The sequence below is a fragment of the Candidatus Nitrosopumilus sp. genome (assembly GCF_965263415.1).
Lineage (GTDB): Archaea > Thermoproteota > Nitrososphaeria > Nitrososphaerales > Nitrosopumilaceae > Nitrosopumilus.
Map to the genome: position 1 here is coordinate 707027 of NZ_OZ253671.1, position 13069 is coordinate 720095.

General features: G+C 38.1%; 17 protein-coding genes and 4 tRNA genes. 9 read left to right on the forward strand and 12 right to left on the reverse strand.

From position 1 onward, the window contains the following. Positions 1 to 19: 19 nt before the first annotated feature. From serS to ACQY22_RS04740, 4 genes are read right to left on the reverse strand one after another with little or no spacing between them, the layout of a single operon-like run. Positions 20 to 1285, reverse strand: a complete 1266-nt coding sequence (serS, locus tag ACQY22_RS04725; protein WP_428325371.1) for a serine--tRNA ligase — start codon at positions 1283 to 1285, stop codon at positions 20 to 22. Next, positions 1285 to 1527 (reverse strand): KEOPS complex subunit Pcc1, encoded by a 243-nt coding sequence (locus tag ACQY22_RS04730; protein WP_012215893.1) that lies wholly within the window; start codon positions 1525 to 1527, stop codon positions 1285 to 1287. Before ACQY22_RS04730 ends, serS begins: the two co-directional genes overlap by 1 nt. Further along, complete coding sequence (locus ACQY22_RS04735) at positions 1490 to 2911, reverse strand: DHHA1 domain-containing protein (RefSeq protein WP_428325372.1); 1422 nt, start codon at positions 2909 to 2911, stop codon at positions 1490 to 1492. The genes ACQY22_RS04730 and ACQY22_RS04735 overlap by 38 nt, the downstream gene beginning before the upstream one ends. Next, on the reverse strand, positions 2911 to 3360 hold the full coding sequence (locus ACQY22_RS04740; RefSeq protein ID WP_428325373.1) for a 30S ribosomal protein S15: 450 nt from the start codon (positions 3358 to 3360) through the stop codon (positions 2911 to 2913). The genes ACQY22_RS04735 and ACQY22_RS04740 overlap by 1 nt, the downstream gene beginning before the upstream one ends. 124 nt (positions 3361 to 3484) lie before the next feature. On the opposite strand from ACQY22_RS04740, the gene ACQY22_RS04745 reads away from it, so the two are divergent. Both ACQY22_RS04745 and ACQY22_RS04750 read left to right on the forward strand, forming a co-directional pair. Then, positions 3485 to 3817, forward strand: coding sequence for a hypothetical protein (locus ACQY22_RS04745; RefSeq protein WP_428325374.1), 333 nt, complete (start codon positions 3485 to 3487; stop codon positions 3815 to 3817). A 109-nt stretch (positions 3818 to 3926) separates the two neighbouring features. After that, positions 3927 to 4196, forward strand: coding sequence for a hypothetical protein (locus ACQY22_RS04750; RefSeq protein WP_012215889.1), 270 nt, complete (start codon positions 3927 to 3929; stop codon positions 4194 to 4196). A 100-nt stretch (positions 4197 to 4296) separates the two neighbouring features. On the opposite strand, the gene ACQY22_RS04755 is transcribed toward ACQY22_RS04750, so the two are convergent. The 3 genes from ACQY22_RS04755 to ACQY22_RS04765 all read right to left on the reverse strand — a co-directional run bounded on the left by ACQY22_RS04755 (position 4297) and on the right by ACQY22_RS04765 (position 5842). Further along, the gene (locus ACQY22_RS04755) at positions 4297 to 4821 is read right to left on the reverse strand and encodes a hypothetical protein (RefSeq protein ID WP_428325375.1); all 525 of its coding nucleotides are present in this window, start codon (positions 4819 to 4821) and stop codon (positions 4297 to 4299) included. Between the two features lie 40 nt (positions 4822 to 4861). Continuing rightward, positions 4862 to 5176, reverse strand: a complete 315-nt coding sequence (locus ACQY22_RS04760) for a hypothetical protein (RefSeq protein WP_428325376.1) — start codon at positions 5174 to 5176, stop codon at positions 4862 to 4864. Positions 5177 to 5272: 96 nt separating this feature from the next. Further along, positions 5273 to 5842: a methane monooxygenase/ammonia monooxygenase subunit B gene (locus ACQY22_RS04765; RefSeq protein ID WP_428325377.1), complete on the reverse strand. Its 570-nt coding sequence runs from the start codon at positions 5840 to 5842 to the stop codon at positions 5273 to 5275. A gap of 255 nt (positions 5843 to 6097) precedes the next feature. Between ACQY22_RS04765 and ACQY22_RS04770 the strand changes: the two genes are divergently transcribed. From ACQY22_RS04770 to ACQY22_RS04780, 3 genes are all read left to right on the forward strand, one after another. Continuing rightward, positions 6098 to 6661, forward strand: coding sequence for a methane monooxygenase/ammonia monooxygenase subunit C (locus ACQY22_RS04770; protein ID WP_016939485.1), 564 nt, complete (start codon positions 6098 to 6100; stop codon positions 6659 to 6661). A 121-nt stretch (positions 6662 to 6782) separates the two neighbouring features. Further along, a complete protein-coding gene (locus ACQY22_RS04775) occupies positions 6783 to 7145 on the forward strand; it encodes a hypothetical protein (RefSeq protein ID WP_428325378.1) in 363 nt (120 codons plus the stop codon). 134 nt (positions 7146 to 7279) lie between these two features. After that, entirely contained in the window at positions 7280 to 7930 is a 651-nt protein-coding gene (locus tag ACQY22_RS04780; protein WP_012215883.1) for an ammonia monooxygenase, read from the forward strand. 83 nt (positions 7931 to 8013) lie between these two features. On the opposite strand, the gene ACQY22_RS04785 is transcribed toward ACQY22_RS04780, so the two are convergent. Both ACQY22_RS04785 and ACQY22_RS04790 read right to left on the reverse strand, forming a co-directional pair. Further along, complete coding sequence (locus ACQY22_RS04785) at positions 8014 to 8877, reverse strand: DNA adenine methylase (RefSeq protein WP_428325379.1); 864 nt, start codon at positions 8875 to 8877, stop codon at positions 8014 to 8016. 137 nt (positions 8878 to 9014) lie between these two features. After that, positions 9015 to 9088 (reverse strand) — tRNA-Thr (locus ACQY22_RS04790). Positions 9089 to 9179: 91 nt separating this feature from the next. On the opposite strand from ACQY22_RS04790, the gene ACQY22_RS04795 reads away from it, so the two are divergent. Then, a tRNA-Leu gene (locus tag ACQY22_RS04795) sits at positions 9180 to 9303 on the forward strand. Between the two features lie 7 nt (positions 9304 to 9310). Here ACQY22_RS04795 and ACQY22_RS04800 read toward each other — a convergent pair. Next, positions 9311 to 9697, reverse strand: coding sequence for a hypothetical protein (locus ACQY22_RS04800; protein ID WP_428325380.1), 387 nt, complete (start codon positions 9695 to 9697; stop codon positions 9311 to 9313). 118 nt (positions 9698 to 9815) lie between these two features. Here ACQY22_RS04800 and ACQY22_RS04805 point away from each other — a divergent pair, with 118 nt between their 5' ends. Next, positions 9816 to 10709: a B12-binding domain-containing protein gene (locus ACQY22_RS04805; protein WP_428325381.1), complete on the forward strand. Its 894-nt coding sequence runs from the start codon at positions 9816 to 9818 to the stop codon at positions 10707 to 10709. On the opposite strand, the gene ACQY22_RS04810 is transcribed toward ACQY22_RS04805, so the two are convergent. Beyond that, positions 10710 to 10784, reverse strand: a tRNA-Ile gene (locus ACQY22_RS04810). 33 nt (positions 10785 to 10817) lie between these two features. After that, positions 10818 to 11372, reverse strand: coding sequence for a thioredoxin family protein (locus ACQY22_RS04815; RefSeq protein WP_428325382.1), 555 nt, complete (start codon positions 11370 to 11372; stop codon positions 10818 to 10820). 80 nt (positions 11373 to 11452) lie between these two features. On the opposite strand from ACQY22_RS04815, the gene ACQY22_RS04820 reads away from it, so the two are divergent. Then, positions 11453 to 11526, forward strand: a tRNA-Ala gene (locus ACQY22_RS04820). 325 nt (positions 11527 to 11851) lie between these two features. Next, positions 11852 to 12889, forward strand: a complete 1038-nt coding sequence (locus ACQY22_RS04825) for a hypothetical protein (protein WP_428325383.1) — start codon at positions 11852 to 11854, stop codon at positions 12887 to 12889. The last annotated feature ends 180 nt before the right edge of the window (positions 12890 to 13069 follow it).

Sequence of the window (13069 nt, forward strand, 5' to 3'; positions counted from 1 at the left end):
AAAATATAAGGGTATGTCATTAGATCTCTTTCTGATTTCCCATGTAACTCTGTAAAATCTGAGGGATTTTGATATGGCCATCCTTTGTCTGGAAATTCTCCATAATTGAGACCAGTACTCTGGTTGTGGCTACAAGTGTACTGTTTAGAGTGTGCAGGTATTGTGTATCTTCATTTGTCTTGTCTCTGAATCTGATTTTTAGTCTTCGTGTTTGGTAATCAAGACAGTTAGAACATGACACGATCTCTCTGTAAGAGTTTTGTCCTGCCATCCATGCTTCAATGTCATATGTCTTGGCTGAAATCTTTCCCATGTCTCCAGTTGACAATAACATAACTCTGTGTGGAATCTCTAGTTTTTGGTAAAACTCTTCAGCCACTGCCAACATCTTTTCATGTTCTTTCCAAGAGTCTTCTGGTCTTGCATAGACAAACTGTTCAATCTTGTCAAACTGATGTACTCTGAAGATTCCTTTCTGATCTCTTCCATGCGCTCCTGCTTCTTTTCTAAAACATGGACTGATTCCGGCATATCTTATTGGAAGATCTTTTCCTTCAATGATTTCTTTTGAGTGCATTGCTGCCATTGCATGCTCTGATGTCCCAATCATGTAGAGGTCTTCTTCTTCAACTTTGTAGATTACTTCTTCAAAATCATCTGCAATTACTGCCCCCTCCATTGATGAGCGATTAATCATGTATGGTGGTTGGACAAGTGAATACTCTTTTTCTGTTAGAAAGTCTAGTGCAAAGTGAATTAGTGATTGGTTTAGTCTTACTAGGTCATTTTTCAAATAATAGAATCTGGCCCCTGCAACTTTTGCTGCCCTCTCCAAATCAACCAAGTCTAAATTCTCAGACATGTCAATATGATCATTAATCTTAAAATCAAATTGTGGAATATCTCCCCACTTTCTCATCTCTTTGTTTGCCGTATCATCAGGTCCTACTGGAACTGATTCGTGAACCAAATTTGGAATTGTAAATGCTAACTTTGCGTATTTGTTTTCAATCTCTTCTTGCTGTGATTCTAGTTTTGCAAGTTCTGCTGAAACAGTTTTCATTTCATCTAGAACTGATGATGCATCTTCTCCTGCCTTTTTCTTTTGAGAGATTTCATTTCCAATCTCGTTTCTTCTTTTTTTGAACTCGTCAGTCTTTATGATGAACTCTCGTCTTTTCTGGTCTGACTCGATTAGTCCATCCAAGTCAAATTCTACTGCTCTTGCCTTGAGCATGTCTCTAATTACCTGTGGCTTTTCTTTGAGCAGTTTAGGGTCTAGCATTATTCTATCACCTTTAGTGCCACCTGTATATGGTCCATCACTTCATCAATAGTTCCAATTAGCTGTTTCATGTTCTTCTTACTTTCAAAATTAAAAACTAGTTTGTTATCAACATTTTCAACATCAAGACTCAATCCTTCTGGAAAATCCACATTATCTGGCTCTAATGCTTTTTTGACAGTTTCTGCCTTTTCTTTTGTAATATTACTGAGGACTATTTGGACTTGACACGTTAACGACATTTACTTCTAAATAATTGAGAAACTCATCTAATTTGTCTTTAGTTATTTTTGCACCCGCTGCTGCATCGTGACCTCCACCAATCCCATCAAACTTCTCAGCACCAGTTCTCATCAGATCACTTAGATTGATGTCTGATTTGCAACCAAATGATTTTCTTGATGAAAACTTGATTGTGTTCTCTTCTCCTTTTGTTCTCAAAATTACAATTTTGCCTGAATTCTTTGGAGATCCTGCAATCAGTGATGAGATGGTTCCAGTCATTGTTTCAGGTACAATGTCTTCACCATTTACCATAACACATGTCTCACTTTCAGAGATTCTCCATCTCTCATTTGATAGAATGTTCATGTATTCTCTGATCATCTTCCTATAGTCTGTCAGGATTGTTTCCCCTTCTCTTAGAATCTTGTTTCTATCTCCCATGCATATTGCCATTCCAACTCCGGAGCGACTAATCCTTCCACAAGAGTTTAACATGGTTGAAAATTCTCTGCCATCCCTCAAGAAACTTCTCTTGTCTTCTCTTGGAAATGTGTAAGTGTATCCGATTAATTCTGACATGATTTCAGTTGCATTTTTTCCAGCTGTAAACTTGGTGATGGATTCAATGACCTGTCTCTTTTCTTCCTCGTCTAGCTCTGCTGGAACCCTCCATCTCCCCTCATCTTTTAGCTGTATTCCAGAGGAGTTTAGTAGTGAAAGGCAGGCATCTCTGTTCCATGTTAATCCCTCGATAAATGGCTGGGATGTAAATGCCAATGCATCAGGTAGCGGTCTTGTCTCTCTTCCAACCAGTAATAGGTCCAAGTCAATCTCGACTAGTCCCTCTTCTTTTGCAGTATTGGCAATCTCGAAATTCTTTCCAGTAAATGACTTTCTTTCTCCTTGGTCTTGTCTGTCTCCAAGTGCTGACACTACTGCAATTGATGAGAGGTCAGAGTTTTTCTCATCAAGTGCCATTGATGCAAGATATGCCATACCCCCTGCACAAATCTCAAGGCCTCCATCGATTCCATACTTCCATGCATTAATGACATTTGGATTCTCTATCTCCTCATCTGGAATCTGGTGATGATCCAAGACAATCCAGTTATCTCCCAATGTCTCATTGAGGTTCTTTGCAAAACCTCCTCCAAGATCAGTAACTATATGGAAATCTCTAGAATCTGTTTTAAAAGAGTCTACAACATTTTTGCTAAACTCTTTTGATGTTCTAACAGTACAATTTGCTCCTGCTCTAATCAGGGCTTTTGTCATTATACTTCCAGATGTTAATCCATCACAATCAATGTGGGTTGTAACAAAAATTGATTTTTTGGATCTTATACAATCTGTAACTTTATCTTTGAAAAACGAAAGCGACTCATCAAGTGATTTTGTCATTACTCTAATTGAGCTACTACTGATTTATATTTCCAAGTTGCTGGGATTCGACCGATCTTTTTGTAATAGACTGATAGTCTGTGAACTTTGGCTTCGATTAATTCCAAAGATCTGACATTTCTTCTATCTCCTTTGTTTTCTTTGAGGTGTTTTTGAAGACCTACTGCTTTTTTGACAATGTTTTCCAAGTCTTCTGGCATCTCTGCTTTCAAATCATTTTCTTCTAGAATCTCCCCAATTGTCTTTTTTGTAATTGGTTTGATTAGTGGGATTGAATGTTGATCTCTTAGTTTGATTCCAATTTGACTAGGAGTTAGTCCATCTTTGGAATATTTGATAACTAACTCTTCAATTTCTGCAGGACTTTGTGTGATCCATGAAGGTGCACGTAGTGTAGCTGGTCTAATGGAGTGCGACTTTCCATGTCTGTGTGTGTGCATTCGTCCCATAATTTGGCTCACCTGAGTACAGAATTAAACGTTACTTATACTGATCTCGTACATTCTTCGAAAATTGGGGCTCAGAATAAAGTTTTAAATAAGTACTATTCGTCCAATCGATTAGGTAAACGGTATGAATACAAAAGTACTCTTAACAGCAACCATGCTATCTGTATTTTTCTTCGGTGCCATCGGTGCAGCTTCAGTTGCATTTGCCCAGTACATGGGTAACGTTGGTGATGCAGGAGAAACCGGATCTTACACATTAGAGGAAGCACTTGAGATTCAAAGAAGAAGAATCGAAGCTGCTGAAGCAAACCCATCTTCTGGTTCAGGAACTCCATATCTTGATGCCGGCGGTGTCGTTGGTGCAGCAGTTATTGCAGGTGCAGTCTTTGGTGGTATTGCAGGAGCTTTCTTGATTAGAGGAAGATCTGGTAAATACGCAGCAATGGGTAGAGGATAAAATACCTCACTTTTCTCTTATTTTATTATCAAGCCTTAGTGTATACTGATCTCGTACTTTATGATAATAAAAGAAATGTATATATCGCAGAAATTGAGCCAAAATATACATGACTCCTATCGTAGGAACTTTCCTAAGCATCTTGTCATCACTAACAGGACAATTAGGACCAAACTATGATCCATTATTCTATGATGTAATGATTTACATCTTCGGAACCATGATGTTCACTGTATTCCTTCTTGGAATTATCTCATTCTGGTTACGTGTTCACGGATGGGCATACAAAGACAACCGTGAGAGATGGGTCGACGAATTGGACAGACACTTTGAAAGAGAAGGTATCGGTCTTATTCCAGACAACGGAAAATACTGGTAGAAATCTACCTTTATCATTTTCATTATTTTTAATTCTCTAGAGTAATCTAGCTCAAAGTCGTTTTTGAAAAATTATTAATTTTTACAAAGTTTGCAATTATCTAACTCTCTGGAAGGAAGTCTGTATCCTTTGAAGTGTCATACCCTTTTGATGTAAATTCTGCCTTGTAGTGGTATCCGTCTTGTAATGGATGACTAATGAAGTGAGGTGATTCTTTGCCATTGACGTAAATCGTTGACTTGCTTTGCTCCATGTCCCTTAATGGGAAATCCCACATCCACAAAAAGTGGCCTATCTGGAATGTAAAGTCCTCTTCCCATTCTGCATAAATCGTACCATCATTAGTTAGAGTGTACATGGTTCTTTGGCATTCACCATCTATACCTGAATTGATATTTGCTGGAATCTCTGCTGGAATTCCATCAATCACTAACTCCAATGTTGCCTTGATTTTGTAAGGTGTATCTCTGTCATTGATACAGACTTTGAGAGGATCGTCTTGACTCAATTGGCCTTGAACAATACTACTTGCAACACCTACTGATATTGCGATAGCTGCAGTTATAGCTAGAAACTTTAGTGTTTTTTTTCGCTTGTAAGGATCACCAGTTCCTGGCCATATCATAATAGGATAATTTTAGTCAGATTCCTTAAAGTCCTTTCTCTTAGTCATATACAATCTCAATTGTGTCTAGTTGGTCTTGGTGGTCTGCAATAAAATAGGTAATCTCATCTGAGTCAATCTCAAGCCATTCTGATTCCCCTTTGTATGGTAGGTAATCCTCTACAAACAAATCTCCAGGGCCTGTCATTCTTACAAGAACATTCTCTCTCTTTGGATTTATCTCAAAAGGCAGTTTGAGGACTTTGCCCCTTCTTTGATTTTGGATGTTTACTTTGTATGGGTCTTCTCGAAATTCGACTTTGCCAAAAAAGTAACTCTGAAAAATATCTAGTTTTTTGATTTTGAAATTTAGCATTATGATTTGATTGCTATGTTATTGCAGATAAGACTTGGTTTCTGACTTACGTTAATCGTAAGGATGTCTAAAATGAAAAGGAAAAGGTTGGGTGGTTTAGATTACTTGCCAGGGTCGTGTTGCAAACGTAATGACATATCCAACACCGATAATAATTGATTGATATGCGATGTTGACATATGGGATTGGTTTGATAATTGGTTCTCCTTCAACGACAACTGTTTGACCTGGACCGAGTCCTGGACCAACTTTGGCTACATTGAGTTGGGTGTGTACGTGGTATACACCTGCTTCAAGTGCTTTAGCAGATAGTGAATAATCTACAACAGCGTTACCTGGAATGTCAAAGACGTTTCCTGGTGGGTCTCTTGCGAGCATCTCCCATCTGTTACCTGCATTGGTTGACTCTGAGAAAATGGATATCCATCCTCTAAGGTCTCTTTCTACAAGACTGACTAATGTTCCTTGAAGTGTCAAGGTTTCGCCAGTTTGGAGGGATTGTCTGTTAAAGGTCTCATCTTCAATTCTGATGAAACGACTCTGGAGTTGTGCTTGGACACCGTGTGCATCTGCAGTTGGAAGAATTGTCTCAACCCAGTTGAAACCTAAAGTTCCTAGTGCAAGTACGACAGCTAGTCCGAATACGAAAATCTTTTTTTCGACCATAGTTATCCCTAATATTGTGAAAGATAATACACGTCGTTATATGTTTTACCTTCATTGCGAGGATCGATACTAATAGCGATGTTAATCATTGATGTTAATCATTGAAAATAACAAAAAACCAATGTTATTTTTACAATGAGAAAAATATTAAATGAAATTATTTCATAAATCAATGGAAAATTCATTAAGAATTTTACAAAAAAGAACTTGATTTCAATCTCTTACTTTATATTCTCAATATGCACCATGGTTACCATGGCACAGATGCCCGCATTAATCCCAAAAGAAGTTGAGATTCAGAGACTAAAGAAAATCTGGCTCATCGTTATTGCTATGGGATCTACCGCAGCATCAGTCGAAGTAGATAACTTCGTTGATGGTTCTCTACATCAGACTTCTATCAGAGATAGTGCATTTACTCCAGCTCACTGGTGGTTATATTCCCACTTTGTAGCACTTCCACTCGGATGGGGTTCAGCAGCAATCTATGATAGAAAAGTCCCAGTTCTCAGAGGTCCAAATAATTCAATGAACACTGGTTTGAAAATGACCATTCTTGGTTACTTAGCAACTATGTTTACAATTGGAGTCAATGAGATGTGGCACTTCTGGTTTGTAGAGGAAATCTTTGCAGTTCCAAATCACTGGATGTTTAACATGGGTGTTGTAGTAGCATTCATGGGTGCACTTGCATACGTAGTCAGAGTATATGCTAGACTCGTAGAACTTGGTGCAGAAACTCCAGGAGAGAACCCATATGTCGCAGAGATGTACAAGATGGCCTTAGAAGGCAAATTGTACAGTAGATCAATTCCATAGACAAAATGTGCAATCGCACAATTTTTTCTTATTTTATTATTTTCTAGTAAGGACGTAGATCGTACCCTTGTCAGCAGTTTAAGAAAGACTTAAAAGGATTCTGTATTAGAATAATTCCATAATGACTCTTCCAAAAGGATTCGGTTCAGGCGGTGGCGGTGGATCATCCAGTGCTGACGTAGAACGAATGATTGGACGACGCGTTGAAAATATGACTGGTATGATCACAATTTCATACTGGGCAGCATTATTGGCAACTTTTGGTGGTACTGCAGCAGGATACTTCTATTATCCATGGGCATATCCAACAGCAAGTGGCCACTTTGCATTCATCGTACTTGCAATCATTGAGGCAATAGGTTACATCTTCTGTGTTAAAGTCATGGAAGAAGGTTCCAATAAGAACAGTAATGGTATAGTTGGCGGCAGTATTGCAGCAACCGTAGCATTCGTGCTATTCGTATCATTATATGTCGGTTGGTAATCCGAAGGCAAACCCTTCAGATACACTTCTTTTTCATTTTAATTTCTAACAAAAATCTTTGATATTTGTCGAATAGAGTAACGATCTTCATCACACTCTAAAATTTTATATACTGACCGTTTCTTCAACTTCATATGGTCTGGTTAAGACGATGTACACACTACTTGTTCATAGTAGTGGTTGCAGTTAACTCTACACTGTTAACAATTAATGCAGGAGACTACATCTTCTACACTGACTGGGCTTGGACTTCGTACACGGTATTCTCAATATCGCAAACGTTGATGCTTATTGTAGGTGCAACATATTACCTAACATTTACAGGCGTTCCAGGCACAGCAACGTACTACGCTCTGATTATGACAGTATACACATGGATAGCCAAAGCCGCATGGTTCTCACTCGGTTATCCATATGACTTCATTGTAACACCAGTTTGGTTACCATCAGCAATGCTGTTGGACTTAGTCTACTGGGCAACAAAGAAGAACAAGCACTCCTTGATACTGTTCGGCGGTGTACTGGTAGGAATGTCTTTACCATTGTTCAACATGGTAAACCTGATAACAGTAGCAGACCCACTTGAAACGGCATTCAAATATCCAAGACCAACATTGCCACCATACATGACACCGATAGAACCCCAAGTTGGTAAGTTCTATAACAGCCCAGTCGCTCTCGGTGCAGGTGCAGGTGCAGTTTTGGGATGTACATTTGCAGCATTAGGTTGTAAATTGAATACATGGACTTACAGATGGATGGCCGCATGGTCAAAGTGGGACTAAAAACCCAACCTTTTCCTTTTCATTTTATTATTTACTACTAGTGTTAACTCTAGAAAATTTCCTGAAAAAATAATTTTGAAAATCTAATAGTTTTTGATTAGTAATTCAAAGTGACCTGTTCTCTTTTTTGAATTAGAGTTGATAGAACGGTTTGCTTGAATCTTGTTTATTTTCCAGGACTTTGTTGAGAACATGTCAGAGACTTGTTTTGAATCTGAATTTGACAATAGGACTTTGCATCCTTTAGAATCCAGTTTGTTACACAAATCTGCTAGTCTTTCAAGGTCTTTGTCTGTAAAGTCCTTGTTTGTGTAACTTGTAAAATTGGCAGTATCGCTGACTGGCTGGTATGGTGGGTCAAAGTATACGAGATCACCTTTTTTGGCATCTCTGAGAACTGCCTCAAAGTCGCGACATTTGATTGAGACTCTGCTTGCTTGTAGAATTGCACTGACAGAGCGGAGATTCTCCTCATTTACGATATTAGGATTTGTGTAACGTCCTAGTGGGACATTGAATTTTCCTTTGCTGTTGACACGGTACAATCCGTTGAAACAGGTTCTGTTCAAAAAGAGCAATCTTGAGGTTTTCTCAATCTCGCTTCTAGGGTTTGATTCTCTAACAGAGTAATAGTATGATTTTGAATCCTTGTGATAATTTTTTTCGTGATTTTTGAGAGATGAGATTAGGTCATCAATTCTGTTTCGAATTGTGGTATAAGCTAAAACCAGATCAGAGTTCAAATCAGAGATGCTGCATTTTTGGCCATCTCTTTCAGTGAGGATATGAAACAACAAAGCGCCTCCTCCGATAAATGGCTCATAATAGGTCCCAAACGTTTTTGGCAAACTCTCATTTAGAATTGGAATCAGCTGACGTTTTCCACCGGCCCATTTTACAAATGGTTTTGGGGTGACAGTTGATACTTGGGAGTATACTTGTTTCAATAGTTAGTATTGCAGAATTTTTTAACAATTTAGAACATAAAAAAAATTGATCTTAGACTAGGTTTTTCCTAGTTGAAGTCGAACTTAAATACAAATTTCGTAAATTTGGCAAAAATCTGATTTTGAAAATTGAAAAAAGCTTCGAACGGGATCCGGACCCGCGACCTTTACCTTACCAAGGTAACGCTCTACCAGGCTGAGCTATCGAAGCACAAATTCACCCTGTAGAAAATCCTTATAATTCTTCATTATCGCCTCAAAATCTGTAAACTGTTAAATTTCACACAGATTTTTACCCTTTTGGAGGAGTAATCAAGCCTGGCCAAAGTAAGTACACTTTGTGCTTTTGGACATGCAGGACTTAAGATCAAATAATGGGTGATCCTGTCTCTCAGGAGTTCGTGGGTTCAAATCCCACCTCCTCCATACAAATCTACTTTGGATTTTTGATTCCTCTAGCGTTTAGAACTTCGTAGACTTCTGGTATGGACCAGACATAACCAACATGGACACAATCTTTCTCATCACAGAGCTGGCAGTACAATTCTCCTTTCTGAACTGCAACTTCGGCGATTCTGTTTTTGATATTGTCCTTTAGAATAATTCTGTCATCATCAACTGAAATCTTTTCAATCTTTGGAGCATATCTTGCAAAGGTCTTGTCCTTTTGCATCATCTCCTCTAACATGTAAGTAACATAACCTGAGAAACTGTTGACACCTTTCATTGCTAGGTCGTCTTTACTCTTTTGATAAACTTCTTGGAATTTATCATAAACAGTTTCTGAAACGGTAATTGATTTGAATCCAGCTTTTGGCAATTTACTTTTCCCTTACCGTACTTTAAGGTACCTTCTATATAAGATTTTATTTTAAAAAACAAATTGCCCAAGTCAGTGAAAATTAGTCTTTATACAATACCATACTCCAAGAGCAATAATGGGAAAAGGATATTCTGAAGAAGAGATTCGTGAAAAACTAATTTCAGTTTTGAAGGATTCTGAATCTGGAATGTCTGGTGTGGAGATTTCTGAACAGATGAAAGTAAACCGTATCACCATGACAAAGTATCTCAAAGTTTTTGCAGCTGAAGGATTGGTTCGTCAAAAAAATATTGGAAACATTACACTGTGGTTTTTAGAACCAGGTCAAGAGTCATTTCATTTTCCTGATGACTATTTCAAAGTCGCCCCCAAATTTTTGGATTATCTGATAAAGGGAAATGAGGACAAGGTCTATTCGTTAATTCGAAATTCTATGCATTCAGGTGCCACTGTAAATCGTTTGATAATTGAAGTCATTTTGCCTGCAATTGAATCAGTAAAGGATCTGTTTGATGAGGGAAAGATTGGAACTGCAGAGCAAAACCTCCTAAGAACTATCATCTCAAAATCTCTTCAGATACTAGACCAAATTCCAATAGTTTCAGAACCTAAAAAAAATGTAATTGTGATTTCAGCTGATTTTCAAAGCAGCTTGATTGCCGAAGCTGCCTCTGCAGCATTTCATTCAGATGGGTGGCGAGTATCTCATCTTGGGGATATGTCATCAGCCATTGACGTCCTCTTTGATCTTGACTTTCAGAAATTGATTGGTAAAGTCTGGAAGCAAAAACCTGGCGTTTTGATTGTAGTTGTTTTTTCTGAAACAGATGAGGGTCTGAATTTCTTTGCTGATTCAATAAACCCAATAAAATCAAAATCTGGAAAGCGCATGAAATTGGTACTTTGTGGAAATACTTTCAAAAAAGCAAAAACCGAATCTGACCTTGTGACAGAGAAACTAGATGAGATTATCCAGTGGTCTCAAACAGTTTATCAAAATCAAAAATAATGGGCCCGATGAGATTCGAACTCATGACCTTTCGATTATCAGTCGAACGCTCCAGCCAAGCTGAGCTACGAGCCCACGAACAAATCTCTAGGCCAGAGTCATTTAAGTCTAATTTTCTTTCCACTTGATAGAACAGCCAATTGAAGGGTCAAAGTCTTTTTCAATTTTTTGACCTGATACTAGTTTGTCGATATTGTTGATCATTGTCTTCTCAGTTGCAGTATCGTCTGGCTTCATGGCGTTATCGATTCTTCCATGAAATACTAGCTGCTTTTGTCCATCAAACAAGAATGGGTCTGGAGTGCACATTGCCCCATATTTTTTGGCAATCTCTTGTGTCTCATCAACTAGATAATCAAATTTGAATCCCTTTTCATTTGCAGTCTCTTTCATTGCCTCAAAACTGTCTTCAGGATAATCAGTAGAATCATTGCTGTTAATTGCAATCATTGCAATATCACTGCCGCATTTTTCATGCAACTCGTTTAATGCATCAACTTTTGCTTTGACATAAGGACAGTGATTGCACATGAAGATTACGAGATATCCCTTGTAATCCTTGTAGTCACCTAGTGCATGTTTTTTATCATCAATTCCTAAAAGTTCAAAATCTGGTGCTGCATCTCCAGTCTTTAATTTGACTTGAGATTCTAAAAGTACCATGAGGAGATGTTCTTGCTTTCAAATAAAATTCTTGCCAAGAAGACAACAATTAAAATCTGCAGATAAATCAAGTCTCGTGTGGGCCGGTAGTATAGCCTGGTAGTATACCCGCCTTGCACGCGGGGGGTCACGGATTCAAATTCCGTCCGGTCCACTTCTTTTATACGCGATCTGTGCTGGATTTCAGACTGCTGGATGGATTTAAATAGGAAGAGTTTCCGTTTTTTCTCATGGCAAGCGCAGTAGACGGATGGCCGGTATTCATTCCACTTATTGTTGGATTAGCTCCAGGATTAATTTACTGGTTGGCAATTACCGCAAAGAGAAACTAAATCTTACATCTCTTTTTATTATTTTATTTCTCTAGTGTAAACTAGGTTAAACGATGTTACCTTTCTTGTCCACTATATGATATGTTGTAGAAAATTAATCTCCATATCAAAGAAACATTGATGCTAAAATTTGCACTTGGCGCATTCTTGGTCTTTCTACTAATTCCATTTTCTCAATCATTTGCACAAGAATACTCTGATACTGCTCCAACCCTTTCAGTATCTCTAACCAGTGAAACTCCATATGTCTATCAGGATTCAGATGGGTATACTGTTGTAGTTGGTACTGTCAAAAACAACAATTCTCTATCCTCTGTGACAAATGTCATGATTCAAGTGGATTTCTTTGATGAGTTTGATCCTAGTCCGCTAGAGGTTGTCCAGGGAAGAACAACCCTTGAAGTACTTCCGCCAAACGGCGAGTCTCCATTTTCCATCAAATCCCAAACCCCAAACCCTGCAATAACTGATGCATCAATTTCATTACTTGGATTTGACTCCTCATCTGCAAAAGAAAAGGGCCTGACAGTTTATTCTAGTGAAATATCTCTTGGTAAAACTTTGAGCTTTGAAGGAGTATTGAAAAATGGTGGGGCTCCTGGTTCTAACACCAATGTTTACATGGCATTGTATGATGGATTTGAACCACCTAGAATTCTTGAAGTAATTACTCTGGAACTAGATGACGTAGAATCTGATAGCGATGTTTCCTTTAATGTTAATAGAGAAATTGATGCAAGGGCAGTGGGATTTTTGTTGTTTGCTGAATCTGATGTCTTTTCTTCTAATTTTATTGATGTAGAAATTCCAGAACCTCAATCCGTGTCAAAACTGGTTTCCATCTCAAGTGTCTATGTAAGAGATTCAGAAGGAAAGAGACTCTCTGAAATTCCAGTTAATACCATTGTAAATGTACAAAGTAAACTCTGGATACAATTTGCTGCAGACCAAAGTACTAACGAAACTCCATACACGTACTATATCCAAATCAAAGAATCTGCAACTGGAAAAATAGAGTATATTGGAAAAGATGATGGACGCTTTATTGGAGTAGGTAATCAGTATCCTGCAATAGACTGGATGCCAGAAAACAGTGGACTATACTTCCTTGAGACCTTTGTATGGGATAGAAATAACATCCCAATAGCAGAGCGGGGACCATTTGTTTTGCTTAATATCCAATAGTTTCCATACCCTTTAAATCCAAAAAGAAATGTGCAGAGTTGGCAATGAAGTTCAACACCATTTTGATGATTTCTGTAATGTCACTGATTGCAGTAATTCCTTTAGGTCAAGAGGTTTTCGGTTATGGTGCTGCTCCTGTACAAAACAGCGCTAACAATTTCACAGTTGATATTCAAACTG